Below are 23,904 nucleotides of genomic sequence, written 5' to 3' on the forward strand. Positions count from 1 at the left end.
GTGGCGGGCCGAGCACCCATTTACGGTGCTCGGCCCGCCGCTTGCGTATGTGTCGGTATATACGCCGCACCGTTCAGCGAGGATCGGCTCCGGCGTCTCCTGCAGCGGCCACCGCCAACGCGGTTGCTACCGCCGCACGGGCGTTGCCGCCGGGCGTGGGCAGCAGGAGGATTCCCATACGCCCCACCACGCGTCGCATGCCTGCGCCCATATGCTCGGCAATGATCGTGTCGACGCGATGCTCGTTAAGGAACCGGACAATGCGAGCGTGATGTGAGCCCTCGGTGCCGGCGTCATGGGCGACGTCCCAGCCGACAGGGAACTCCTGCCAGCGAGTGATCACCCCATCCGAGACGTTTACCACCGCGACGCGTGGTGCACGGCCGAAGCGCGGCTCCACCTGACCGTCTGTCGTCACGGGGATGAGGACCGTGGACACGGGCCCGATCATCGGCTCAGTGAATGAATCGCTCATGGCAGCAGCGTAAGCCCGTGGGCAGATTCGACGAACTTGGCCACATCCGCCGACTCAGTCGTGTTGCTCTCGCGACGCCTGGTACGCAGCACCCACGATGCCCGCGGTGTTCAGCAGCTGCGCCGGAACGATGGGAGTCTTCAGGTCGAGTCTGGGCAGGAACTTCTCGTGCTTCTTTGACACGCCTCCACCAACGACGAACAGGTCCGGTGAGAACAGCATCTCCACGTGGGAGTAGTACCGCTGCAGCCGCTTGGCCCACTTCTTCCACGACAGGTCCTGAAGCTCCTTCTGCCCCGAGGAGGCGCGCTTCTCAGCGTCATAGCCGTCGATCTCGAGGTGGCCGAGCTCAGTGTTCGGCACCAGGGTGCCGTCGACGATGATGGCGGAGCCGATGCCGGTACCTAGCGTGGTCACGATGACCGTTCCGGCGACGCCCTTGGCGGCCCCGAAGGCGACCTCGGCCAGGCCGGCGGCGTCGGCGTCGTTCAGTGCGGTCACGGGGCGCCCAAGGTGCTGCAGCATCAGCTCGTTGAGGTTCACTCCCGCCCACGAGTCGTCGAGGTTCGCAATGAAGGGGATTGTGCCGTGCACGATAGGCGCCGGGAAGGCGATACCTACCGGTACGTGCTCGCTGATGCCGAGGCCGTCAAGTAGCTGCTTACAAACCTCCGCCACGGCATCCGGTGTGGACGGCTGTGGCGTCTCGATCCGAATGCGGTCACCAATGAACTCACCGGTGTCGAGATCCACACGCGCACCCTTGATACCTGAACCGCCGATATCAATCCCGCACGCAACCGAAGTCATCGCAGCCTCCTCCAATTCCGCCTGCTGCCTGTACCGCGAGGATATCGGAGTCGGACGGCCGTTGGTGCCCGTTTTGGGCGACGTCTTCCGGCCGCGTGTGTTCGTGGTGTCGTTCGGACGCCCAGAGGTCCGTCTGTGGGTGTGGCGTGTGGACGGCCGTGTGCGGGCCCTGGTGCGCGGTCGTGTTGTGTGCGTGTGGTGTGTGCCCCCCCGGGCCGGGGCCCCGGGGGCACACATGTGGGTGTGGGTGTGGGTTCGTGAGCGTGCCGGCAGTGTCCTACTCTCCCACCCGCCTTCCGGGGGCAGTACCATCGGCGCTGGGGGGCTTGGCTTCCGGGTTCGGAAAGGAAAGACCGGGCATGACCCACCCCGCTATGACCACCGGCACACACACCAACCCACACCCACCCAGAAACAACCAGGCCAGGCGGACGCTCGCGCACGCACCACACACCCTGTTCACATATCAGCACCCTATTCGGGTGGGTTGCCTGTGAACCGTACAGCGGACGCAAAAAACAAACCAACTGATTGAAAGAACTGCCCAACTCATGTTGTTTGCCGGCTGAACACTGCTGCTTGTGGAAGCCCCACGCGTCAAGCCATCCCACGCGCACCCACCCCGAACACAAGGGGCCGGGGGGCGTGTGCCTGCCGATTCCATGCCATAAAAACAATTGTTTCGCTCGCCACCACCCACCACCTAAGGGGCCCCCGGCCGGGAACCCCCGGGCAGTGAGTGTTGTGTTGTGTTGTGTCGGCCATTGTTAGTACCAGTCAGCTCAGCAACAGGATTCACCCCACACGGGACTGCCTGCTTCCACACCTGGCCTATCAACCCAGTCGTCTAACTGGGAGCCTACCAACCCCCCACAAGGAGGGGTTGCGGAGACCTTATCTTGGAGACGGTTTCCCGCTTAGATGCTTTCAGCGGTTACCCGACCCGAACGTAGCCAACCAGCCATGCACCTGGCGGTACAACTGGCACACCAGAGGTTCGTCCGTCCTGGTCCTCTCGTACTAGGGACAGCACTCCTCAAGTCTCCAACGCGCGCAGAGGATAGGGACCGAACTGTCTCACGACGTTCTAAACCCAGCTCGCGTACCGCTTTAATGGGCGAACAGCCCAACCCTTGGGACCTGCTCCAGCCCCAGGATGCGACGAGCCGACATCGAGGTGCCAAACCATGCCGTCGATATGGACTCTTGGGCAGGATCAGCCTGTTATCCCCGGGGTACCTTTTATCCGTTGAGCGACGACCCACCCACACGGGATCGCCGGATCACTAGCTCCCACTTTCGTGCCTGCTCGACCCGTCAGTCTCACAGTCAAGCCCTCTTGTGCGCTTGCACTCAACACCTGGTTACCGACCAGGATGAGAGAACCTTTGAGCGCCTCCGTTACCTTTTAGGAGGCAACCGCCCCAGTTAAACTACCCACCAGGCACTGTCCCTGACCCGGATCACGGGCCCAGGTTCAGACGCACGCCACCATCAGAGTGGTATCCCAACAACGACTCCACAACCGCTAGCGCGACCGCTTCACAGTCTCCCACCTATCCTGCACAAACAATGGCGGACGTCAATACCAAGCTGCAGTAAAGGTCCCGGGGTCTTTCCGTCCTTCTGCGCGTAACGAGCATCTTTACTCGTAATGCAATTTCGCCGAGCTCATGGTTGAGACAGTAGAGGAGTCGTTACGCCATTCGTGCAGGTCGGAACTTACCCGACAAGGAATTTCGCTACCTTAGGATGGTTATAGTTACCACCGCCGTTTACTGGGGCTTAGGCTCACCGCTTCACCCCACACTAACCGTGGGACTAACGGATCCTCTTAACCTTCCAGCACCGGGCAGGCGTCAGTCCGTATACATCGCCTTACGGCTTCGCACGGACCTGTGTTTTTAGTAAACAGTCGCTCCTCCCTGGTCCCTGCGACCCTCACCCCTAGCCCGCAACGGGGCTTCAAGGCTCAGGCCCCCCTTCTCCCGAAGTTACGGGGGCATTTTGCCGAGTTCCTTAACCATGATTCACTCGCACGCCTGGGCATACTCTGCCCGACCACCTGTGTCGGTTTAGGGTACGGGCGGTAAAGCACCTCACGTCGAGGCTTTTCTAGGCACCACAGGATCACCCTACTATCCCCCACCACACCGGCAGGGTCACCATCACGCCTCACCCAACCCCACCCAACAGGGCAGGGCACGGCACCCGGATTTACCTAGGCACCAGGCCACACGCTTGAACGGGACAAGCCATAAGCCCCGCGAGGCTACCTCTGTGCGTCACCCCAGTTAAAACACGCTTGCCTACCAGCACGGTCGGTCCCCAGACCACACCACCACCCCACAGCCAGGCCCGAAAGCCCAACCACAGGAAAACAGCGGCAACGGCGTGGGTTAGCACCCGCACGTCAGCATGGGCGGTACTCCACCGGTACGGGAATATCAACCCGTCATCCATCGACTACGCCTGTCGGCCTCGCCTTAGGCCCCGACTCACCCAGGGAGGACGAACCTGCCCCTGGAACCCTTAGTCATACGGCGCCGGGGAATCCCACCCCGGTCTCGCTACTCATGCCTGCATTCTCACTCCCACGCCGTCCACCCAAGAGTCACCCCCGGGCTTCACCCAACGCAGGACGCTCCCCTACCACCCCAACCCAACCAGGGCCGGGGTCCGCGGCTTCGGCGGTGCGCTTGAGCCCCGCTACATTGTCGGCGCACGACCACTCGACCAGTGAGCTATTACGCACTCTTTCAAGGATGGCTGCTTCTAAGCCAACCTCCTGGCTGTCACCGCGACCGCACATCCTTTCCCACTTAGCGCACACTTAGGGGCCTTAGCCGGCGATCCGGGCTGTTTCCCTCTCGACCACGAAGCTTATCCCCCGCAGTCTCACTGCCACGCTCAACCAATACGGCATTCGGAGTTTGACTGGCATCAGCAACCCTGTAAGGCCCCTCAACCAACCAGTGCTCTACCTCCGCACGGCAACACGCAACGCTGCACCTAAATGCATTTCGGGGAGAACCAGCTATCACGGAGTTTGATTGGCCTTTCACCCCTACCCACAGCTCATCCCCCCCGTTTTCAACCGAGGTGGGTTCGGTCCTCCACACGCTCTTACACGTGCCTCAACCTGGCCATGGGTAGATCACCCCGCTTCGGGTCCAGAACGCGCCACTAAAACGCCCAAACTTCAGACTCGCTTTCGCTACGACTACCCCACACGGGTTAACCTCGCGACACGCCCTGACTCGCAGGCTCATTCTTCAAAAGGCACGCCACCACCCACACAGACCAGAAAACCAGCCCGGCAGGCTCTGACGGCTTGTAGGCGCCCGGTTTCAGGTACTCTTTCACTCCCCTCCCGGGGTACTTTTCACCATTCCCTCACGGTACTAATCCGCTATCGGTCACCAGGAAGTATTTAGGCAGCCAGGTGGTCCTGGCAGACACACGCAAGACTCCACGAACCCCACGCACAAAAGGGGAAAAAAAACATGCTCAACACCACACCAGCAGGTTCAACCTACGGGGCTATCACCCTCTACGGCTCCCCATCCCAGAGAATCCAGCTACCCACCAGCAAACAGTGCGGGCCCACGGCAGCAAACCCACAAGCACGCCCCACAACCCCGCAGCCGCAACCCCTGCCGAGTAATCACACGACCACGGTTTAACCTAATCCGCTTTCGCTCGCCACTACTCACAGAATATCCTCTCCTACGGGTACTAAGATGTTTCACTTCCCCGCGTAACCCCCCACCCCCTATCAATTCAGGGACAGGTGACGCGACACAACTCGCGCCGGGTACCCCCATTCGGAAACCCTCGGATCACAGCCCGCAAGCCAGCTCCCCGAGGCATATCGCAGGCCGCCACGTCCTTCATCGGCTCCTGGTGCCAAGGCATCCACCGAACGCCCAAAAAACAACACAAACAAACACAAGCAAAACAAAACAAGCAAAACAGGCAAAACAACAACAAAACACGCAAAACAACCACAAGCAACAACAAACCAGCAAACAAGCTGAACAAACAATCATTGATGCTCGCGTCCGCTATACAGTTCACAACCAACCCACCCAACCAACCCCACCCCCAACCCCAAAGGCCAGAAGCAAAGCCAGCAGGCAACCCAGGACACGCAGCCCCGGAACCCGACAGCATGCCACCCCCAACCCCACCAACCAACCAACAAAAAGAAGGAAGGAGGAGAAGAGGGTCCCGCCCGCCCCCCAGCCACGCAACACACGCAACCACAAGGAAACGAACAGAGTGCCTGCCTGCCCTGCCAGCAAAACAATCTCCCTAGAAAGGAGGTGATCCAGCCGCACCTTCCGGTACGGCTACCTTGTTACGACTTCGTCCCAATCACCAGCCCCGCCTTCGACCGCTCCCCATAAGGCCACGGGCTTCGGGCGTCACCGGCTTTCATGACGTGACGGGCGGTGTGTACAAGGCCCGAGAACGTATTCACCGCGGCGTTGCTGATCCGCGATTACTAGCGACTCCAACTTCACGGTGCCGAGTTGCAGGCACCGATCCGAACTGAGACCGGCTTTAAGGGATTCGCTCCACCTCACGGCATCGCAACCCACTGTACCGGCCATTGTAGCATGCGTGAAGCCCAAGACATAAGGGGCATGATGATTTGACGTCATCCCCACCTTCCTCCGAGTTCACCCCGGCAGTCTCCCGCGAGTCCCCGCCATAACGCGCTGGCAACACGAGACAAGGGTTGCGCTCGTTGCGGGACTTAACCCAACATCTCACGACACGAGCTGACGACAACCATGCACCACCTGCAGACCAGCCCAAACCACAAAAAGCAGCAAGAGAACCACCGTCTCCGGCAGCAACCAGCCCATGTCAAGCCTTGGTAAGGTTCTTCGCGTTGCATCGAATTAATCCGCATGCTCCGCCGCTTGTGCGGGCCCCCGTCAATTCCTTTGAGTTTTAGCCTTGCGGCCGTACTCCCCAGGCGGGGCACTTAACGCGTTAGCTACGGCGCGGAAACCCCGGAAAAGGGCCCCCACACCCAGTGCCCAACGTTTACAGCATGGACTACCAGGGTATCTAATCCTGTTCGCTCCCCACGCTTTCGCTCCTCAGCGTCAGCAACAGCCCAGAGACCCGCCTTCGCCACCGGTGTTCCTCCTGATATCTGCGCATTCCACCGCTACACCAGGAGTTCCAATCTCCCCTACTGCGCTCAAGCCAGCCCGTACCCACCGCAAGCCCCCAGTTAAGCCAGAGGATTTCACGGCAGACGCGACCAGCCGCCTACAAGCCCTTTACGCCCAGTAATTCCGGACAACGCTCGCGCCCTACGTATTACCGCGGCTGCTGGCACGTAGTTAGCCGGCGCTTCCTAACCCGGCTACCGTCAACCCACCCACAAACGAGGCAAGCCTTCACCACCGGAAAAAGAGGTTCACAACCCGAAGGCCTCCATCCCTCACGCGACGTCGCTGCATCAGGCTTCCGCCCATTGTGCAATATTCCCCACTGCTGCCTCCCGCAGGAGTCTGGGCCGTATCTCAGTCCCAGTGTGACCGTCCACCCTCTCAGGCCGGCTACCCGTCAAAGCCTTGGTAAGCCATCACCCCACCAACAAGCTGATAAGCCGCGAGCCCATCCCCCACCAGAACAACCAAAGTTGAACCTATACCAACCCACCCATGCAGGCAGGCCAGACCACCCCGTATTAGCCGCCCTTTCAAGCAGTTATCCAGGAGAAGAGGGCAGGTTACTCACGTGTTACTCACCCGTTCGCCACTAACCAACCCCAGCAAAAAACCAGAGCCAGCCCGTTCGACTTGCATGTGTTAAGCACGCCGCCAGCGTTCGTCCTGAGCCAGGATCAAACTCTCCAAACAAAACAAAAACCAAACAAAGAAACCAACAAAAAACCAACAAAACAAACAAACACGACACACTATCGAGATCCCAAACAACACACCCACCGAGTTTTCACATCGCCTTACGGCTGAATGCTTCATCTCGGAAGCGCCGGAAGAACTTTAGCGAGCCGCCTGATTCGGGTCAAATCGGAATCCCGTGATTCCGATCTCGACCAGCGGCCCTGTTCAGTTCATTCCTGCCGCCGTCCCCGGGTCATCCCCGCGGCGGCGACAGGGGAAGACTTTACGCAGACCGTCCGGCTCGGTCAAACGCGGCGGCGGTGACAACAGCCACACGCCGTCGCCACCGCCGTCGCTCCGCGTCTCAGCGGTTCAGGACTGCCTGGCAACCGCCAGGTTGCGCCGTCCCTTCCGCACCAACACAACGCCGCCCGCCAGCAGTTGTTCCTGCGTCACGGGCGCGTCCTCGTCGGTCACTTTGGCGTTGTTGAGGTATGCGCCGCCTGCCGCCACCGTCTTGCGGGCAGCGTTGCGTCCCCGCTCCAGCCCGGTGGCAACCAGCAGGTCGACGATGGTCGAACTGCCCACCTCGAGGGGGGCGGCCGGTAGGTCCGCGGTTGCGGCAGTCAGCGTCGCCTCGTCCAATGCGGTCAGCTCGCCTCTCCCCCACAGGGCCGCGGTGGCGGCCTCCGCCTGCGCGGTTGCGTCCGCCCCATGAACCCAGGTAGTCACCTCGTGCGCCAGAACGCGCTGGGCCTCGCGTGCCTTCGGGTTGGTCGCCACGCTCTGCTCCAACCGCTCAATCTCCTCACGGGGCAGGAAGGTGAAGACCTTGAGGAAACGCACCACATCGGCGTCGTCGACCTGCAGCCAGAACTGGTAGAACGCGTAGGGGCTGAGCATCTCCGGGTTGAGCCAGATGGCCCCGCCCTCGCTCTTGCCGAACTTCGTCCCGTCGGCCTTGGTGATCAACGGGTTGGTCATGACGTGCACCGAGTCACCCTCGACCTTGTGGATCAGGTCCATGCCGCCCACAAGATTGCCCCATTGGTCATTGCCACCGACCTCCAGCGTGCAGCCGTAGCGGCGGTATAGCTCCAGGTAGTCATTTGCCTGGAGGATCTGGTAGCTGAACTCCGTGAAGGAGATGCCCTCCTCACTGGCCAGCCGACGGGCAACGATGTCCTTGGACAGCATGGTGCCCATGCGGAAGTGCTTGCCGAGGTCCCGCAGGAAGTCGATCGCGCTCAGCCCAGCGGTCCAATCCAGGTTGTTGACAATGCGCGCCGGGTTGTCGCCGTCGAAGTCAAGCAGATGCTCGAGCTGCTCACGCAGCCCCTGCGCCCACTCGGCAACTACTTCCTTGGTGTTGAGGGAACGCTCCCCCTTCGCACGCGGGTCACCGATGAGCCCGGTCGCACCTCCCACCAGGGCCAGCGGATGATGGCCGGCCAGCTGCAGGTGCCGCATGACCTTGACCGCGACAAGGTGACCGTGATGCAGGGAAGGCGCGGTCGGGTCGAAGCCGCAATAGAAGGTGACCGGTCCGGCGTTCAGCGCTGCGCGCAGCGCGTCGATGTCGGTGTGCTGGGCGATGAGGCCCCGCCACTGCAACTCGTCCAGGATGTCGGTCACGGTCCTGTGCCTTCCCATGTCTTCTCCCGGCACATGCGGGCCGGGGCCGGGGCGGTTGCCCGGCGCGGGCTAGTCTGCCACGGCCGTGCCGCATGCCAGACGAAGTGTCAGGAGAGCGGACATGCGCCTCCAGCGATATCGGCGCCACGGCTCCCCTCCGTCTTCTGGATGCACGCAGTACCTATCGGGGCCGCGCCGCGGCAATGCCGATCATGGGGCCGTAGGCCTCCCAGCCGCCGGCCGCCCGGGCGCGCTTGCCGGCTTCGATGATCAGTCCGTGGAGGTCCACGAGCTCCGCATGGCTGAGTCCCTCGGCATCGATGCGGGCCTCAAGGGCCTTCCTGGTGGTCTCGTAGTCGTGGCCGACGGCGTAGCCGGCCTGCCGTAGCAGACGCCGCCCGTAGGCGTCGAAGATGAAACGACGCCTGCCATAGACCATCAGCGCCGCCACATCAGCACTTTCCGGCCCAATACCGGGCAAGGACAGCAGCGCGGCGCGCAGGGCGTCGTCGTCCAGCTCCAACGCGGCCTTACCATCCGCGGACAGCATCCAGGCGGCGAAGGCGCGCAGCGAACGCGACTTGGCCCGCATGAAGCCGGCCGGGCGGATGAGCGCGGTCAGTTCCGCATCGGTCAGGCGCAGCAGTTTCTCCGCTTCGAAGTCGGTGGCGTCCCGCAGCAGCGCCAGGGCGCGCTCGACATTCGTCCAGGCGGTGTTCTGCACCAGCACGATCCCGCACACGTATTCGAAGGGGGTCCGCGCGGGCCATACCGGAGTCTCCCCCAGCGCGGCGTGCAGGAGCGCCAGTAGGTCGCGCACCGGCAGCGGGTCGCCGGTCATTGCCCCGCCCCCATCGGGCGGTCCCAGACCAGTGAGTAGCGCCAGTAGAAGCGACGACGCATCCGGGACCCCGGCAGGATCCGGGCGGACGCCGCGCGAATCTCCTGCAGCGACTCGCGCGCCGGCGCCGTGGGCACGCCGACATCGCGCCTTTCACCGTGCAGCAGGCTCGCGATCCGAATAGGTACCACGCTCATGGCGCTCAACGCCCAATCCCAGGCAGAGGCGTTGGCGGCCAGCCCGACGATCAGGAGCCGACCTCCCGGAGCGACCAGTGCGGCCAGGCGCTCCAGCCCCACTTCCAGCGGCAGGTGGTGCAGGACCGCCACGCAGGTGACGGTGTCGAACTCTCCAAGGCCGTCGGCCGCGCCCGGGGCCAGCACGTCTGCCTGCCGCACATCGGCTCCGGGGAGTCCGGCTAGGCGCGCGCGAGCACGGCTCGCGGTATCCGGATCGGTCTCGATCCCGACGACCTGGTCGCACACGGCCGCGAGCCGTTCCATGAGCAGTCCCTCACCGCAACCCACGTCCAGGGCCCGCCCGCCGCGGCGGGCGGCGTCCGCCACGAGCTCGTTGTGGAAGGCCGCATTGTGGTTCCAGTAGCGGTTGGAATGCGCGGTGCCTGCGGCGCTCATCGTCTGCTCCCGCCCCGGCTGCGTGGACGTGCGGGCTTGTAGGGAGAGACCGTCGGCTCGCCGTCGATCCAGAAGCGCCACGGGAAGACGACGCCGTCGCCGCCGGGGCCGGACACACCGGTGCGCGGGCCGGTGCAGATACGAGCAGGGTCCGGTGCGCCTCCCGGTACGGGCAGCGTCAGGACCACGCGGGAGCCCGCCGGACCGAGCCGGACGCCGTCGTCGTCCCGGGTCAGACCGAGTGCCTGACACAGGCGGGCCGGCCCACGTGCCAGATCGCGGTCGGTGCGGGCGGCGGGCCGACGCCGACGCGCCAAGTCGAGTCCGTCCGTAACCTCCCCGCCGCGCAGCAGTACGGCGCGGGAGCGCCCGGCGGGCCCGCAGACGATATTCGCGCAGTAGTGCATGCCGTAGGTGAAATAGACGTAGATGGCGCCGGCGGCCTCGAACATGGAGGAGTTGCGGGCGGTGCGGCCGCGGTAGGCGTGCGAGCCCGGGTCCGCCTCACCCCGGTAGGCCTCGACCTCCGTCAGGCGCACCGACACCACACCCTGCGGTGAGTTGGTGGTCAGCACCGCGCCGAGCAGCCGCGGAGCCACGTCGACCGGGTCGTCGGCAAGCAGCCGGGCAACGTCCGCGGGCACGCCCGGCGCGCCGGCGGGGTCATCGCGGGGAGATTCCGTCCCCACCGCCTCCGACCACGTCATGTGCCCGTCCCTACGACTCCCGGACGGTGGTCCCGCCGGCCTCCGCCCCGGCGTCGGCGGGACCGTCGAGCAGGGAGCCCTCCCAGGAGAACACGCGCAGTTCGGCGGAGTGCTCGACGGCGCGAGCCAACTGCTCGACCACGCGCACCGGGGCGGTCCCTCCGTGACCGGCCCGGGCGGCGACGGATCCCTCGGCGGAGAGCACGCTGCGCACCTGCGGCGTCAGCCGCGGATCGATGGCGGCGAAGTCCGCATCGGTCAGGTCCCACAGTTCGATGCCGCGCCCCTCGCAGGCGCGCACGCAGGCACCGGAGATCTCATGGGCCTCACGGAACGGCACGCCCCGCTTGACCAACCACTCGGCGATATCCGTGGCCAGGGAGAAGCCCTGCGGCGCCAACTGCGCCATGCGCTCATAGTTCAGGCGCATGGTGGCGACCATGCCGGACACGGCGGGCAGCAGCACGGCGAGCGTGTCGACGGCGTCGAAGACCGGCTCCTTGTCCTCCTGCAGGTCGCGGTCGTAGGCGAGCGGCAGGGCCTTGAGGGTGGCCAGCAGCCCGGCCAGGTCGCCGATCAGGCGGCCGGCCTTGCCACGGGCGAGCTCGGCGACGTCGGGATTCTTCTTCTGCGGCATGATGGAGGAGCCGGTGGAGAAGGAGTCGTCGAGGGTGACGAAGTCGAACTCCTTCGTGTTCCAGATGATGATCTCCTCCGCCAGGCGGGAGACGTCCACCGCGGTCATGGCCAGGATGAAGGACATCTCGGCGACCGTGTCACGGGCGGAGGTGCCGTCGATGGAGTTCTCGCAGGCGGCGTCGAAGCCCAGGTCGGCGGCGACGGCGTCGGGGTCGAGTCCGAGCGTGTTGCCGGCCAGGGCACCCGATCCGTAGGGGCTGACGGCGGCGCGCGCGTCCCAGTCCTGCAGCCGCTCGACGTCGCGCATCAGCGGCCAGGCGTGGGCGAGCAGTTGATGGGCGACCAGCACCGGCTGGGCGTGCTGCATGTGGGTACGGCCGGGCATGATGGCCTCGCCGGCCGCGGCGGCCTGGTCGATGAGCGCATCGACGACGTCGAGGACCAAGCCGGCCAGGTGCCGGGCCTGATCGCGCAGGTACATGCGGATCAGAGTGGCGATCTGATCGTTGCGGGAACGGCCTGCACGCAGCCTGCCGCCCAGATCCGCGCCGGCTCGTTCCATCAGGCCGCGTTCAAGCGCGGTGTGCACATCCTCGTCTGCGGGCGTCGGGGCGAAGGCGCCGGAGACGACGTCGTCCTCGAGCCGGTCCAGGGCGGCGAGCATGCCGTCGAGCTGGACGGCGTCGAGTAGCCCGGCGGTGGACAGGGCGCGGGCGTGTGCGCGCGAACCGGCGATGTCGTAGCGGGCCAGGCGCCAGTCGAAGTGCGTGGAAACCGACAGTGCCGCCAGGGCATCGGCGGGCCCGCCGGTGAAACGGCCGCCCCATAGGCTGATGCCGTTCGGTGAGGATGCGGGAGTGGAGGGGGTCTGGGGCGGCTGACTCGTCATGGGGCCATCATGACTCATCGTGACGGCCGACCGGGAGCGGGTCCGCTGCCCGGACCGACACAGGACGCTCGGTCCGCGGCCCGTCATCGGCGTCGCGAGAGAGTTCGGTGGCTCTGACGCGCGGATGAGCCGCGGCCGTCGGCCTCGCCATCGCCGCGGTTGCGTTCGTAGAGACGGTGCAGACCCAACCAGGTGCCCAGGGCGCAGACGAGCACCCAGTTGCCCTCGCTCAGCAGCCGGGACTCGGTGAAGGACTGTACGGTCATCGCCGTCATGAGCAGGGCGGGTAGCAGCACCGAGGCGTCGGAGTCGACGTAGCGCAGCGCCAAGCGGAAGGAGCGATACAGGAGCAGCACGACCAGGACGACGACGAGCGTTGCCCCGACCACACCGGTTTGGAACAGCGCCTCGATGTAGGCGTTGTGGGCACTCATGGTGGGGGTGCCGTCCGGGCGGACCACGAGGGTGGCGAAAAGCGGCAGCCACGGCACCCAGTACATGATCCAGCCCCAGCCCAGGATGGTGTGCTTCTCCCACAGGTCCAGAACCCGCTGCCAGATCTCCCAGCGGCCGGACATATCCGTACTGCGTCCCAGGGCCGCCGTCACCTGTGAGTGGAGACCGACCGCCGCGGCGACCAGCGCCACCCCCAGGGCTGCCGCGCTCATGAGTATGGCCGGGCGCAGCCGGGGCGGAGCGTGCCGCACCAGCCACAACAGCAGGCACACGGCGGCGCACACGATCAGGGCCACGGAAACGGTCGCCGATCCGGCGAGCACCAGCACCAGCAGGGACACGGCCGTCCAAGTCACCAGTCCCAGCGGACGCACCCGCCGGTCGGCCCAGCGCACCGCGACGCACAACAGGGTGAGCAGGGCGATGAATGCCAGCGGGTTGCGGTTGCCGACAATGCCTTGAATCGGGCCGCCGTTGAACAAGTCCCCGTTGACCCAGTAGTAGGAGATCGGCACCTCATCCCAGTCGCGCATGTACAAGGGGATGAGCGGGTGGTGCAATACCAGGGCCACCCAGGCCTCCAGCAGCAGGCTCAGCACAAGGGTGGCTTCGAGGGAGCGGCTGAGGGCATCGGTCAGCTGTCGCAGTGACAGGCCGCATGCCAGCAGCACGCCCGCCGCGCTGGTGGCAAGCATGAGCAGCGCCGCGAGGGCGGTTTCGCGGCGATACTGGGACCAGATGATGCTCAGCACGCAGACGACGACGTAGGCGGTTGTCACCGGGGGCAGAGCGCGCCAGGGCACGCGGTGACCCTCATAAAGGAAGACGAGCAGGAGCACGACGCCGCTCAGGGCGGCGATCACGCCGAAGGCCCACCAGCCGACGAGATCACGCACCCCCTGGCCGGAGAAGGTCAGGAAGAAGGCCCAGGTTCCCAGGGCGGGCAACAGCGGGCGGCGTGAGCCGCGTACCGTTGCGGTAACTCGGGCGCGGTCATCGGTTGGCACGCTGCTCCTTGCCGGTATTGCTTTCATAATTCTCCGCCGCGCGGGTCGAGGCGGTGCCTACGCGGCTGAGGCGATGCGACATGATGTCGTACCGCCCTGCTGTAGCCGAAGCGTAATCGTTTGCGCTCCTCGCCGAGGCGGAATCGGAGCCCGAATAGGCAATCGGAGCCGCCGACGCGGCCGGCGGCCAACCGCACGGTCAATGTACGGTCGGCCGCCGGTGCCGTTATTGATGCCGGTTTCGGCGCTAGAAGGTGACGCCGTTGCCGAGGCGGACATCACGAGCGGCAGCGAGCTTGGACTGCATGCCGTAGATCTCGATGAAACCGCGGGAGGAGGACTGGTCGAAGGTGTCCCCCGTCTCGTAGGTGGCCAGGTTGAAGTCGTACAGGCCGGTGTCGGTGCGACGCCCGTTGACGGTGGCGCGGCCCCCGTGCAGCACCATGCGGATGTCACCGGTCACGTAGCGCTGGGTGTCCTCAATGAAGGCGTCCATGGAGCGCTTGAGCGGCGAGTACCACTGGGCCTCGTAGACCAGGTCGCTCCAGGCCTGCTCCATCTGCCGCTTGTAGCGACGCTGGAGACGCTCCAGGGTGACGGCCTCCAGGGCCTGGTGCGCCTCGATCAGCGCGACGGCGCCGGGGGCCTCGTAGATCTCGCGGGACTTGATGCCGACCAGTCGGTCCTCGACCATGTCGATGCGTCCCACACCCTGGGCGCCGGCGCGCCGGTTGAGTTCCTGAATCGCCTGCAGCGGGGTGACCGACTTGCCGTCGATGGCCGTGGGCACGCCCTGCTCGAAGTGGATCACGACCTCGTCGGGCAGCGGCGGGTAGGTGGGGTCGTCGGTGTAGACGTACACGTCCTTGGTGGGGGCGTTCCACAGGTCCTCCAGGAACCCGGTCTCGATGGCGCGGCCCCACACGTTCTGGTCGATGGAGAAGGGGTTGTGCTTGGTGGTCTCGATCGGCAGGTCGTGCTTCTCGGCATACTCGATGGCGACGTCGCGGGTCAGGGCGAGATCACGCACCGGGGAGATGCAGTTCATGTCCGGGGCCATGGAGGTGATGGCCACCTCGAAGCGCACCTGGTCGTTGCCCTTGCCGGTGCACCCGTGGGCGACCGTGCTGGCGCCGAACTCGCGGGCGGCCCGCACCAGGTGCTTGGCAATGACCGGACGGGACAGGGCGGAGACCAGCGGGTACCTGCCCTCGTACAGGCCGTTGGCCTTCAGGGCGGGCATGCAGTACTCGGTGGCGAATTCGTCCTTCGCGTCCGCCACATAGGCCTCCACGGCGCCGCAGTCGAGGGCGCGCTGGCGGATGACCTCCAGGTCCTCCCCGCCCTGGCCGACGTCGACCGCGACGGTGACGACCTCGCGGCCGGTCTGCTCGCCGATCCAGCCGATGGCGACGGACGTGTCCAGGCCTCCGGAGTAGGCGAGGACGACGCGGTCCTTGTGGTTGCTCATATGCGTTCCGTTTCTTTCTCTGTGGTGTCTGCGTAAGACGGGTCGTTGATGGGGAAATGGTCGGGGTGGGAGGGGCCGGTCAGCCGCGCTGGCCCGGGTCCGCCAGGGCCAGCAGGTGCGCGGCCACATCGGCCGCGACCGCCTCCGAGCGGGTGATCACCAGCACGGTGTCGTCTCCGGCGATGCAGCCGAGCACGCCGGGCAGCATGGCGTCGTCGACGGCGCCGGCCAGCAGCTGAGCGGCACCGGCCGGGGTGCGCAGGACCAGCTGGTTGCCGGCCCATTCGGCGGTCACCACCAGGTCGGCGCACCAGCGGGCCAGGCGGGCGGTGGTGTGCTCGGCCAGGGGCTCGCCGTCGTTGCCGGCGGCCGGCACCTGTCCGGGCGCACCGGCCTCGGGGATCGCGTACACCTGGGTGCCGCCGGCGCCGCGGACCTTGGTGGCGCGCAACTCCACCAGGTCGCGTGAGAGCGTGGCCTGGGTGGTGGCCACGCCGCGGCGGGCCAGTGCTTCACGCAACTCGGCCTGGGAGCGGATGCGCTCGTGGCCGAGGATCCGCGTGATCAGGGCGTGGCGGGCGGCCTTGGTTGCGGGCGTGGCCGATCCGGGTTCGTGGGCCGGGGCTTCGGGCCGGGCGCTCATGCCGCCGCCCGCTCGGCCAGGACGTCGGCGAGCACGCTGGTGAAGGCGTCGGCATCGGCGTCGGACAGGATGAAGGGCGGAGCCAGGCGGAGCGTATCGGGGCGAGGCGGGTTGACGATGAAGCCGCGCTGCTCGAGCTCGGCGGCGACTTCGGCGGCCGGGCCGACCCCGTCGGCCAGGCCCACGCCGCGCAGCAGCCCGACGCCACGCACCTCGGTCACGCCGGGCACGGCAATCAACCGCGCCGCCCACCGGTCCCCCAGCTCGGTGACCCGTTTGAGCAGCCCCTCCTTATTGATCGTGTCGATGACGGCCAGGGCGGCGGCCGCAGCCACGGGGTTGCCTCCGAAGGTGGTGCCGTGCTGGCCCGGGCCCAGCAACTGGGCCGCTTCCCCGGTGGCGGCCGCGGCCCCGATCGGCATTCCTCCACCCAGTCCCTTGGCAAGGGTGACCACATCCGGGACCACGCCGGGGGCGAGCAGGTGGTGTGCCATCCAGGCGCCCGAACGCCCCATGCCGGTCTGCACCTCGTCGAGGATCAACAGTGCCCCCGCGGCGGTGGTGAGTTCGCGGGCCGCCTCCAGGTAACCGGCGGGCAGCGGGCGTACCCCGGCCTCCCCCTGGATGGGTTCGACGAACAGGGCGGCCACGTCCGGGCCCAGAGCCGCCCGCAGGGCGTCGACGTCACCGGCGGGGATGAATTCGACCCCGCCGGGCAGCGGCTCGAAGGGCTCCCGGTAGGCGGCCTTGTGGGTCAGGGCGAGCGCCCCCATGGTGCGGCCGTGGAAGGCGTCCTCCAGGGCGAGAATACGCGGGCGGGCGGCGCCGCCGTGACGGCGGGCGATCTTGAAGGCCGCCTCATTGGCCTCCGTGCCGGAGTTGGCCAGGAAGACCCGGGAGGCCTGCCGCGCACCGGGGAACACCAGGGCGTCCAGCGTCTCGGCCAGGCGGATCTGCGCCGGAGAGGTGAACAGGTTGGAGATGTGTCCCAGGGTGCCCAGCTGCTCGGTGACCGCGGCGACCAGGGCCGGATGGGCGTGGCCCAGGCAGTTGACCGCGATGCCGGCCAGCAGGTCGACGTACTCGTTGCCGTCGGCGTCCCAGACGTGAGCACCGCTTCCGCGCACGAGCACGCGAGCGGGGGTGCCGAAGGTATTCATAACGGCGGCCGCGTAACGGGTGCGCCAGGTTTCATTGGGGTCGGCGGCTGCGGTCGCCGCGGTTGCGGGCGTACTCATAGCGTGGCTCCTCCTTTCGTGCGGGACTGCGGGATGACGTCGGGGTGGACCACGGTGCCGACGCCGTCGTCGGTAACGATCTCCAGCAGCATCGAGTGCGGCTGGCGGCCGTCGACGACGTGGGCCTGGCCGACGCCGCCGCGCACGGCCCGCAGGCAGGCCTCCATCTTGGGCACCATGCCGCTGGACAGTTCGGGCAGGAGCGCCTCGAGCGCGTCGGCGCCGATGCGGGAGACCAGCGAGTCCTTCTCCGGCCAGTTGGAGTACAGGCCCTCCACATCGGTCAGCATGATGAGCTTCTGCGCCTTCAGGGCCACCGCGAGCGCGGCCGCGGCGGTGTCGGCGTTGACATTGAGCACGGTGGTGGCGTCGGCGACCAGCGGGGCGACCGAGGACACCACCGGGATGCGTCCCTGGTCCAGCAGTTCAGTCACGGAGCGGGGATCGACCTCGACGACGTCGCCGACCAGGCCGACGTCGACGCTCTCGCCGTCCACGGTGGCCAGGCGCTGGCGGGCGCGCAGCAGACCGCCGTCCTCACCGGAGATGCCGACGGCAGCGGATCCGGACTCGTTGAGCAGGCTGACCAGTTCGCGCTGCACGCCGCCGGTGAGCACCATGCGCACCACATCCATGACCTCGGGGGTGGTCACGCGCAGGCCGCCCTTGAACTCGGACTCGATGCCGAGGCGGGCCAGCATGGCGCTGATCTGGGGGCCGCCGCCGTGGACCACGACGGGGCGCAGGCCCACCTGATGGAGGAAGAGCACGTCTTGGGCGAAGGCGCGCTTGAGGGCGTCGTCGACCATGGCGTTGCCGCCGTACTTGATGACGATGGTGGCGCCCTTGTAGGCGCGCAGCCAGGGCATGGCCTCCAGCAGGACGGAGGCCTTCTGGGTGGGAGTCAGCGAGGTGGGCAGAGCGGTGGTGGTCATGTCGTGTAGTCCGCGTTGATGGTTACGTATCCGTGGGTGAGGTCATTGGTCCAAACGGTGGCCGCGGCGTCGCCGGCGTTCAGGGCGATGTCGATGCGGGTCTCGCGCGGGGTCATGTCCACGACGGAACGGTCCGCCCCGAGGGCCCCGTGGGCGTAGATGATCACCCCGTTGATGGCTACGTCGACGGCGTCGGGGTCGAAGGGGCACACCGCCTCGGGGACGGTACCGAGCTGGGAGATGACGCGCCCCCAGTTGGGGTCCTCGCCGGCGACGGCGCACTTGAGCAGGTTGGAGGCCGAGACGGTGCGGGCGGCGGCCTCGGCGGCGGCCTCCGTGACCGCGCCGGTGACGGTGATGGCGATGTCGTGGGTGGCGCCCTCCGCGTCGGCCACCAGCCGGCGCCCGAGGCGGCCCAGCAGTTCCTGGACGGCGGCGTCGAATTCATCCGCCACCGGTACCCTGCCGGAGGCGCCGGAGGCGAGCAGCAGCACGGTGTCGTTGGTGGACATGCAGCCGTCGGAGTTGATGCGGTTGACGGTACGGGCTGCGGCCCGGGACAGGGCGGATTGGGCGGCGTCGGCGTCGACGACGGCGTCGGTGGTGATCACGCAGAGCATGGTGGCCATGCCGGGGGCGAGCATGCCCACGCCCTTGATCATGCCGCCGATGCTCCAGCCGTCCAGGTGGAGGGCTTCCTCCTTGGAGACGGTGTCGGTGGTCATGATGGCGGTGGCGGCGTCGTGGCCGGCCTCCGGGCCGTCTTGCAGGGATGCGACGGCGGTGGCGGCGCCGTCCAGCAGGTTGGGCATGTCCAGGGGCACGCCGATCACTCCGGTGGAGCACACCAGGACGGAGTCGGCCGCGGTGCCGGGGCGGAAGTCGGCGAGCAGTTCGGCAACGCGGGCGGCCGTGGCTGCCGTGTCGGCGGCCCCGCGGGGACCGGTGCAGGCGTTGGCCGAGCCGGAGTTGAGGATGACCGCGCGGGCGCGGTTGGCCGGGCCGCGCCGACCGGAGAGTACTTCGCGGCACCAGCGCACCGGGGCGGCGACCACCCGGTTGGTGGTGAACACGCCGACGGCTACATCCAGGGGGCCGTCGTTGACCACCAGGGCGAGGTCGCGCTTGCCCGACTCCTTGAGTCCGGCACTGATCCCGGCGGCGCGGAAACCGGCGGCGGCGGTGACGCTCACGGGGCGACTCCTTCGGTGATGACCCCGGTGACCTCGGGCAGGCCGAGGGCGAGGTTGAGGGACTGGACGGCGGCCGAGGCGGTGCCCTTGCCGAGATTGTCGATGGCGCAGATGATCACGGCAACGCCGGCGGCGGCGTCGTAGGCGACCTGCACGGTGGCCACGCCGGTGCCGGCGACCGCGCCGGTGACCGGCCAGACGCCCGCGGACAGCAGGTGAATGAGCGCCTCACCGGCTCCGGTGGGGCCGTAGACGCGCTCCCAGGCCTGACGCAGCACGGCATCGGGGTCATCGCTGCCGCTGACGGCCGCGGTGACCGGGGCGGTGACGGTGGCGAGAATGCCGCGGCTCATGGGCACCAGCACGGGGGTGAAGGACAGGCGCACGGAGTCCGGGGCGGCGCCGGCGACCTGGAGGTTCTGGATGATCTCGGGGATGTGCCGGTGGGTGCCGCCGACGGCGTAGGGCTGAGCGGAGCCGAGGGCCTCGGAGGCGGTCAGGTGGGGCTTGAGCGCCTTGCCGGCACCGGAGTAGCCGACGGCCAGCACGGCGTTCAAGCGGCCCGGGTCGATGAGTCCGGCGGCGACGCCGGGTTGTGCGGCCAGGGTGATGGCGGTGACGTTGCAGCCGGGCACCGCGATCCGCCGAGTGGTGGCCAGCTGCTCGCGCTGGGCGCCGGCCACGGTCTCGCCGGCGTGGAGGAGCTCGGGCATGCCGTAGGTCCAGGCGCCGGCGTAGTCGGTGCCGTAGAACCGCTGCCAGGCGGCGGCGTCGGTGAGCCGGTGGTCGGCGCCGCAGTCCACCAGGATGGGGGTGGGGCCGTCCGCCTGTTCCAGCGCGGCGGCGACGGCGCCGGACACGCCATGGGGCAGGGCCAGCACGACGATGTCGTGTCCGACCAGATGCTCGGGGTCGGTGGGGGCCACCACGCGGTCGGCCAGGCCGATCAGGTGCGGGTGGTGCTGCCCCAGGCGCGTGCCGGCCGAGGCGTTGGCCGTGACGGCGCCGATCTCGATCTGGGGATGTGCGGCGAGCAGGCGGAGGACCTCTCCGCCCGCGTACCCGGTCGCTCCGGCGACCGCTGCTGTCCATGTCACGCCGGAACCATACATCCGAGTGGATACATATGCACAGCTGGGCGGGCGCTGGAGCCGGGTCGGCTTACTCACATCCGCCGGGAATGTGTCACCAGACCCCGCAGGCAGCGCGGAGCGATGCCTACCGGGCGCCCCTCAACGTGCGGCCAGGTCCTGGGCGATCTTGTCGGCCCAGGCGCGCACGGCGTCGAGGTCGAGAAAGTCCCCCTCGGAGGCGCCGCCCATGCGGGCGATTGAGCGTTCCCGCAGCGAGAGTTCGGCCGGGTTGAAGCGGCCCGGGAAGGTCGCATGATCCTCCGGGTCGATGGACAGCAGCACCGGGCCGATGCGGTGCGGGTCAGAGACCTTGCCCTTGGGCAGGCCGGACAGGCCCACCGAGAACGCCCACACGGGGTGGGAGTGCAGGGATTCGCTGAACCGTTGGGTGAAGTCAATGGCCTCCGCGGTCCAGCGGGTCATGTACACGGCGCTGCCGAGCACGAACGCGTCGTAGCCGGCGACGTCGGTGACGTCCTCGGGGTGGGACTGGTCGACGTCGTGGCCCGCGGCGCGCAGCTCCTGCGCGATCGCCGCGCCGACTTCGTCGGTGGACCCGTGGCGGGAGGAAGACGTGAGCAGGATTCTCATGGCGTCAGTATCACCGTGCGGGGACGGTTCCGGCAGGCGGTCCGTCCGACGAACCGCCATCCGTGACCACCTCCACAATCAGGCGCGCAGCTGTGCGCCCAAGCGCTTGGCCGCGCGCTTGACCACGCGCTTGCGCACCGCGGCGGTCTCCTCGGCGGTCAAGGTCCGGTCGGCCGCGCGCAGACGCAGGGAGAAGGCCAGCGATTTACGTCCCTCCCCGAGCTGCGGGCCGCGGAAGACGTCGAACAGGCGCACCTCATCGGCCAGGTCTCCGGCAGCCTCACGCACCACCTGCTCAACCGCGGCGGCGGTGACGGATTCATCGACGACGAGGGCGACGTCCTCCTTGGCGGCCGGGAAGGTGGACACGGGACGCACCTGAAGGACGCCGGCGTCGGCGGCTGCCGCCAGCAGCGGCTCCAGGTCGAGTTCGATGGCGCAGGCCCGCGGTGGCAGCCCAATGTTGCGGGCGATGCGCGGGTGCAGTTCACCGGCGTGGGCGATCAGCGCTCCGGGCACCAGTTCGCGGCCCTGCCGGACGGCGGGCAGGCGCACCTCGGCGGTGCGGCCGGGATGCCAGGGGGCGTAGGGCGTCTGCGGGGCGCCGACCTCGACATCTACCCCGAGCGCGCCGGCCACCGTGCGCACCAGTGCGATGGCGTCGGCCCAATCCCAGGGGCGGCCGGTACCGAGCACGCCGGCGCGCTCCCGGTCTCCGGCCAGGACGACGCCCACGTGCGTGGGCTGGGCCGGGATACCGGCGTTCAGCGCCGCGATCTCCGCGTCGGAGGGGCGGTGGTCCACACCCGGGATGGGCGCCGGCACGGTCCCGGCCGGATGGGTGACGGAGCCGACCTCGAACACGGCCACGTCCTCAAGGCCGCGTGAGACATTGCGGCGGGCCACCTCGAGCAGCGAGTCGAGCACGGAGGTACGCAGCAGCGGAGCATCGTCGGCCAGTGGGTTGGCCAGGCGCACCGCCACTCGGCGCGGATCGTCGGCGGGCAGCTCGAGACGGTCGTGCACATCGCCGATGAACGGGTAGGACAGCACCTGGGTGAGGCCGGCGTCGGCGAGGGCGCGCACGACGTCGCGGCGGGCGCGCTGCCGGAAGGTCAGGCCCGTGCCCGCAGGTGCCACCGGCACGATCGAGGCGATGTTGTCATAGCCGTCCAGCCGGGCGACCTCCTCGGCGAAGTGGGCGGCGCCCACCAGGTCCGGCCGCCAGGTGGGCGGGGTGACCGCGAGGAGCTCCACGCCGTCGACGGCGGTTCCGGCCGATTCAACCGTGCAGCCGATGGCGCGCAGCAGTTCGGTGACGCGGGCGGTGCCGTAGGCGACACCGGTCAGGCGCTGCGCGGCGTCCGCGCGGATGGTGATCGGCTGCGGCGCGACGGTGCGGTTGACGTCGGTGGCGACCGCATCGGCGGTGCCGCCACCGTACTGGACCAGCAGGTCCACGGCGCGCTGCGCGGCCACGGGAGCGAGCTCGGTGTCCACGCCGCGCTCGTTGCGCTTGGAGGACTCGGTGGGCAGCTTGTGCCTGCGGGCGGAGCGGGCGATGGACACAGGGTCGAAGTGGGCGGCCTCGATGAGCACGTCGGTGGTCTCCGCGTCGATCTCCGTCTCCGCGCCGCCGAACACGCCCGCCAGCACCAGCGGCCGGGAGCCCTCCCCGGACGGGGAGTCGGTGATCAACAGATCCTCGCCGTCCAGGTTGCGGGTGACCTCGTCGAGGAAGGCGAGGGTCTCCCCCGGCCGGGCGCGGCGCACCACGATCGGGGCGGCCAGCTTGTTCAGGTCGAAGGCGTGCAGCGGCTGGCCCAGGTCCAGCATCACGTAGTTGGTCACGTCCACGGCCAGGCTGATCGGGCGCATGCCGGCGGCGATCAGGCGGTCCTGCATCCACTTCGGGGAGGCGGCGGAGGGGTCGATGCCGCGCACCACGCGGGCGACGTAGCGGTCCACGCCCGGGCGACCGTGAATGGGGGCGGTGTCCTCGGCGAAGTGGACGGGGAAGCCGTCCGCCCCGGCCGGGGCGATGCCCTGCGGGAAGCGCTCGGGGTTGGTGGCGTCGGCCGGGTCCGTGAAGGCGGCACCGGTGGCGTGGGAGTACTCGCGAGCCACGCCGCGCATGGAGAAGCAGTAGCCGCGGTCCGGGGTGATGTTGATCTCCAGGACCTCCTCCCCCAGTCCGAGCAGGCCGATGGCGTCACTGCCCGGGGCGGGGACTGGTTCGCCGTCGCGACCGTGGGCGGCCAGCCAGCGCTCGAGCACGATGATGCCGGAGTGGTCGTCGCCGAGGCCGAGCTCCCGCTCGGAGCAGATCATGCCGTCGGAGATGTGCCCGTAGGTCTTGCGGGCGGCGATGGCGAAGTCGCCGGGCAGGACCGCGCCGGGCAGGGAGACCACCACGTGGTCGCCGGCCTCGAAGTTGTGGGCACCGCACACGATGCCGCGGCTGGGCAGTTCGGAGGGCTCCTTGCCGGTTCCGGGGGCGTCGTTGTACTGGCCGACGTCGACGCGGCAGTAGTTGATGATCTTGCCGTTCTTCTGTTCCTTGGCCTCACGGGTCAGTACCCGGCCGACGACGAGGGGGCCGGTGACGGCGGGGGGAACGATGCGTTCCTCCTCCAGGCCCACCTTGACCAGGTCGGCGGCCAGTTCGGCGGCGGTGGTGCCAACGGGAACATCGACGTGCTCACGGAGCCACTCGATCGGGACGTACGGCAT

Annotated in this window: 16 protein-coding genes and 3 rRNA genes; all 19 read right to left on the bottom strand. The window is 67.6% G+C overall.

Going from position 1 to position 23,904, the window contains the following annotated elements; all coding sequences use genetic code 11:
• Positions 1-73: 73 nt before the first annotated feature.
• The 19 genes from C3B71_RS09140 to pheT all read right to left on the bottom strand — a co-directional run bounded on the left by C3B71_RS09140 (position 74) and on the right by pheT (position 23,904).
• Positions 74-475: a NifB/NifX family molybdenum-iron cluster-binding protein gene (locus C3B71_RS09140; protein ID WP_199912485.1), complete on the bottom strand. Its 402-nt coding sequence runs from the start codon at positions 473-475 to the stop codon at positions 74-76.
• A gap of 54 nt (positions 476-529) precedes the next feature.
• Complete coding sequence (gene ppgK / locus C3B71_RS09145; RefSeq protein ID WP_073328054.1) at positions 530-1,285, bottom strand: polyphosphate--glucose phosphotransferase; 756 nt, start codon at positions 1,283-1,285, stop codon at positions 530-532.
• A 264-nt stretch (positions 1,286-1,549) separates the two neighbouring features.
• Positions 1,550-1,671 (bottom strand): 5S ribosomal RNA (gene rrf, locus C3B71_RS09150).
• Positions 1,672-2,030: 359 nt separating this feature from the next.
• A 23S ribosomal RNA gene (locus C3B71_RS09155) occupies positions 2,031-5,230 on the bottom strand.
• A 376-nt stretch (positions 5,231-5,606) separates the two neighbouring features.
• Positions 5,607-7,173 (bottom strand): 16S ribosomal RNA (locus C3B71_RS09160).
• The 16S, 23S and 5S rRNA genes sit together here, the layout of an rRNA operon.
• A gap of 357 nt (positions 7,174-7,530) precedes the next feature.
• Positions 7,531-8,793: a tyrosine--tRNA ligase gene (tyrS, locus tag C3B71_RS09165; protein WP_108967571.1), complete on the bottom strand. Its 1,263-nt coding sequence runs from the start codon at positions 8,791-8,793 to the stop codon at positions 7,531-7,533.
• A gap of 181 nt (positions 8,794-8,974) precedes the next feature.
• Entirely contained in the window at positions 8,975-9,634 is a 660-nt protein-coding gene (locus tag C3B71_RS09170) for an endonuclease III domain-containing protein (protein ID WP_108967573.1), read from the bottom strand.
• Positions 9,631-10,269 (bottom strand): class I SAM-dependent methyltransferase, encoded by a 639-nt coding sequence (locus tag C3B71_RS09175; protein ID WP_073333223.1) that lies wholly within the window; start codon positions 10,267-10,269, stop codon positions 9,631-9,633. Before C3B71_RS09175 ends, C3B71_RS09170 begins: the two co-directional genes overlap by 4 nt.
• The gene (locus C3B71_RS09180; protein WP_083565927.1) at positions 10,266-10,976 is read right to left on the bottom strand and encodes a DNA-3-methyladenine glycosylase; all 711 of its coding nucleotides are present in this window, start codon (positions 10,974-10,976) and stop codon (positions 10,266-10,268) included. Before C3B71_RS09180 ends, C3B71_RS09175 begins: the two co-directional genes overlap by 4 nt.
• A gap of 10 nt (positions 10,977-10,986) precedes the next feature.
• Positions 10,987-12,504, bottom strand: coding sequence for an argininosuccinate lyase (gene argH, locus C3B71_RS09185; RefSeq protein WP_073333219.1), 1,518 nt, complete (start codon positions 12,502-12,504; stop codon positions 10,987-10,989).
• A gap of 83 nt (positions 12,505-12,587) precedes the next feature.
• Entirely contained in the window at positions 12,588-13,967 is a 1,380-nt protein-coding gene (locus tag C3B71_RS09190; protein WP_108967575.1) for an O-antigen ligase family protein, read from the bottom strand.
• Positions 13,968-14,214: 247 nt separating this feature from the next.
• Positions 14,215-15,438 carry an argininosuccinate synthase gene (locus tag C3B71_RS09195; RefSeq protein WP_073333216.1) on the bottom strand — a complete coding sequence of 408 codons (1,224 nt, stop codon included), beginning with the start codon at positions 15,436-15,438 and terminating at the stop codon, positions 14,215-14,217.
• 79 nt (positions 15,439-15,517) lie between these two features.
• Positions 15,518-16,081 (bottom strand): arginine repressor, encoded by a 564-nt coding sequence (locus C3B71_RS09200; RefSeq protein ID WP_108967577.1) that lies wholly within the window; start codon positions 16,079-16,081, stop codon positions 15,518-15,520.
• A complete protein-coding gene (locus tag C3B71_RS09205) occupies positions 16,078-17,319 on the bottom strand; it encodes an acetylornithine transaminase (RefSeq protein ID WP_108967579.1) in 1,242 nt (413 codons plus the stop codon). Before C3B71_RS09205 ends, C3B71_RS09200 begins: the two co-directional genes overlap by 4 nt.
• Positions 17,316-18,254 carry an acetylglutamate kinase gene (gene argB / locus C3B71_RS09210; RefSeq protein WP_073333209.1) on the bottom strand — a complete coding sequence of 313 codons (939 nt, stop codon included), beginning with the start codon at positions 18,252-18,254 and terminating at the stop codon, positions 17,316-17,318. The genes C3B71_RS09205 and argB overlap by 4 nt, the downstream gene beginning before the upstream one ends.
• Complete coding sequence (gene argJ, locus C3B71_RS09215; protein ID WP_108967582.1) at positions 18,251-19,447, bottom strand: bifunctional glutamate N-acetyltransferase/amino-acid acetyltransferase ArgJ; 1,197 nt, start codon at positions 19,445-19,447, stop codon at positions 18,251-18,253. The genes argB and argJ overlap by 4 nt, the downstream gene beginning before the upstream one ends.
• Positions 19,444-20,544, bottom strand: coding sequence for an N-acetyl-gamma-glutamyl-phosphate reductase (gene argC / locus C3B71_RS09220; protein WP_181574815.1), 1,101 nt, complete (start codon positions 20,542-20,544; stop codon positions 19,444-19,446). Before argC ends, argJ begins: the two co-directional genes overlap by 4 nt.
• Positions 20,545-20,679: 135 nt before the next feature.
• Positions 20,680-21,171, bottom strand: a complete 492-nt coding sequence (locus tag C3B71_RS09225; protein WP_073333295.1) for a flavodoxin domain-containing protein — start codon at positions 21,169-21,171, stop codon at positions 20,680-20,682.
• Between the two features lie 78 nt (positions 21,172-21,249).
• Entirely contained in the window at positions 21,250-23,904 is a 2,655-nt protein-coding gene (pheT, locus tag C3B71_RS09230; protein WP_108967586.1) for a phenylalanine--tRNA ligase subunit beta, read from the bottom strand.

Source organism: Actinomyces sp. Z16, assembly GCF_003111765.1.
Classification (GTDB): Bacteria; Actinomycetota; Actinomycetes; order Actinomycetales; family Actinomycetaceae; genus Actinomyces; species Actinomyces glycerinitolerans.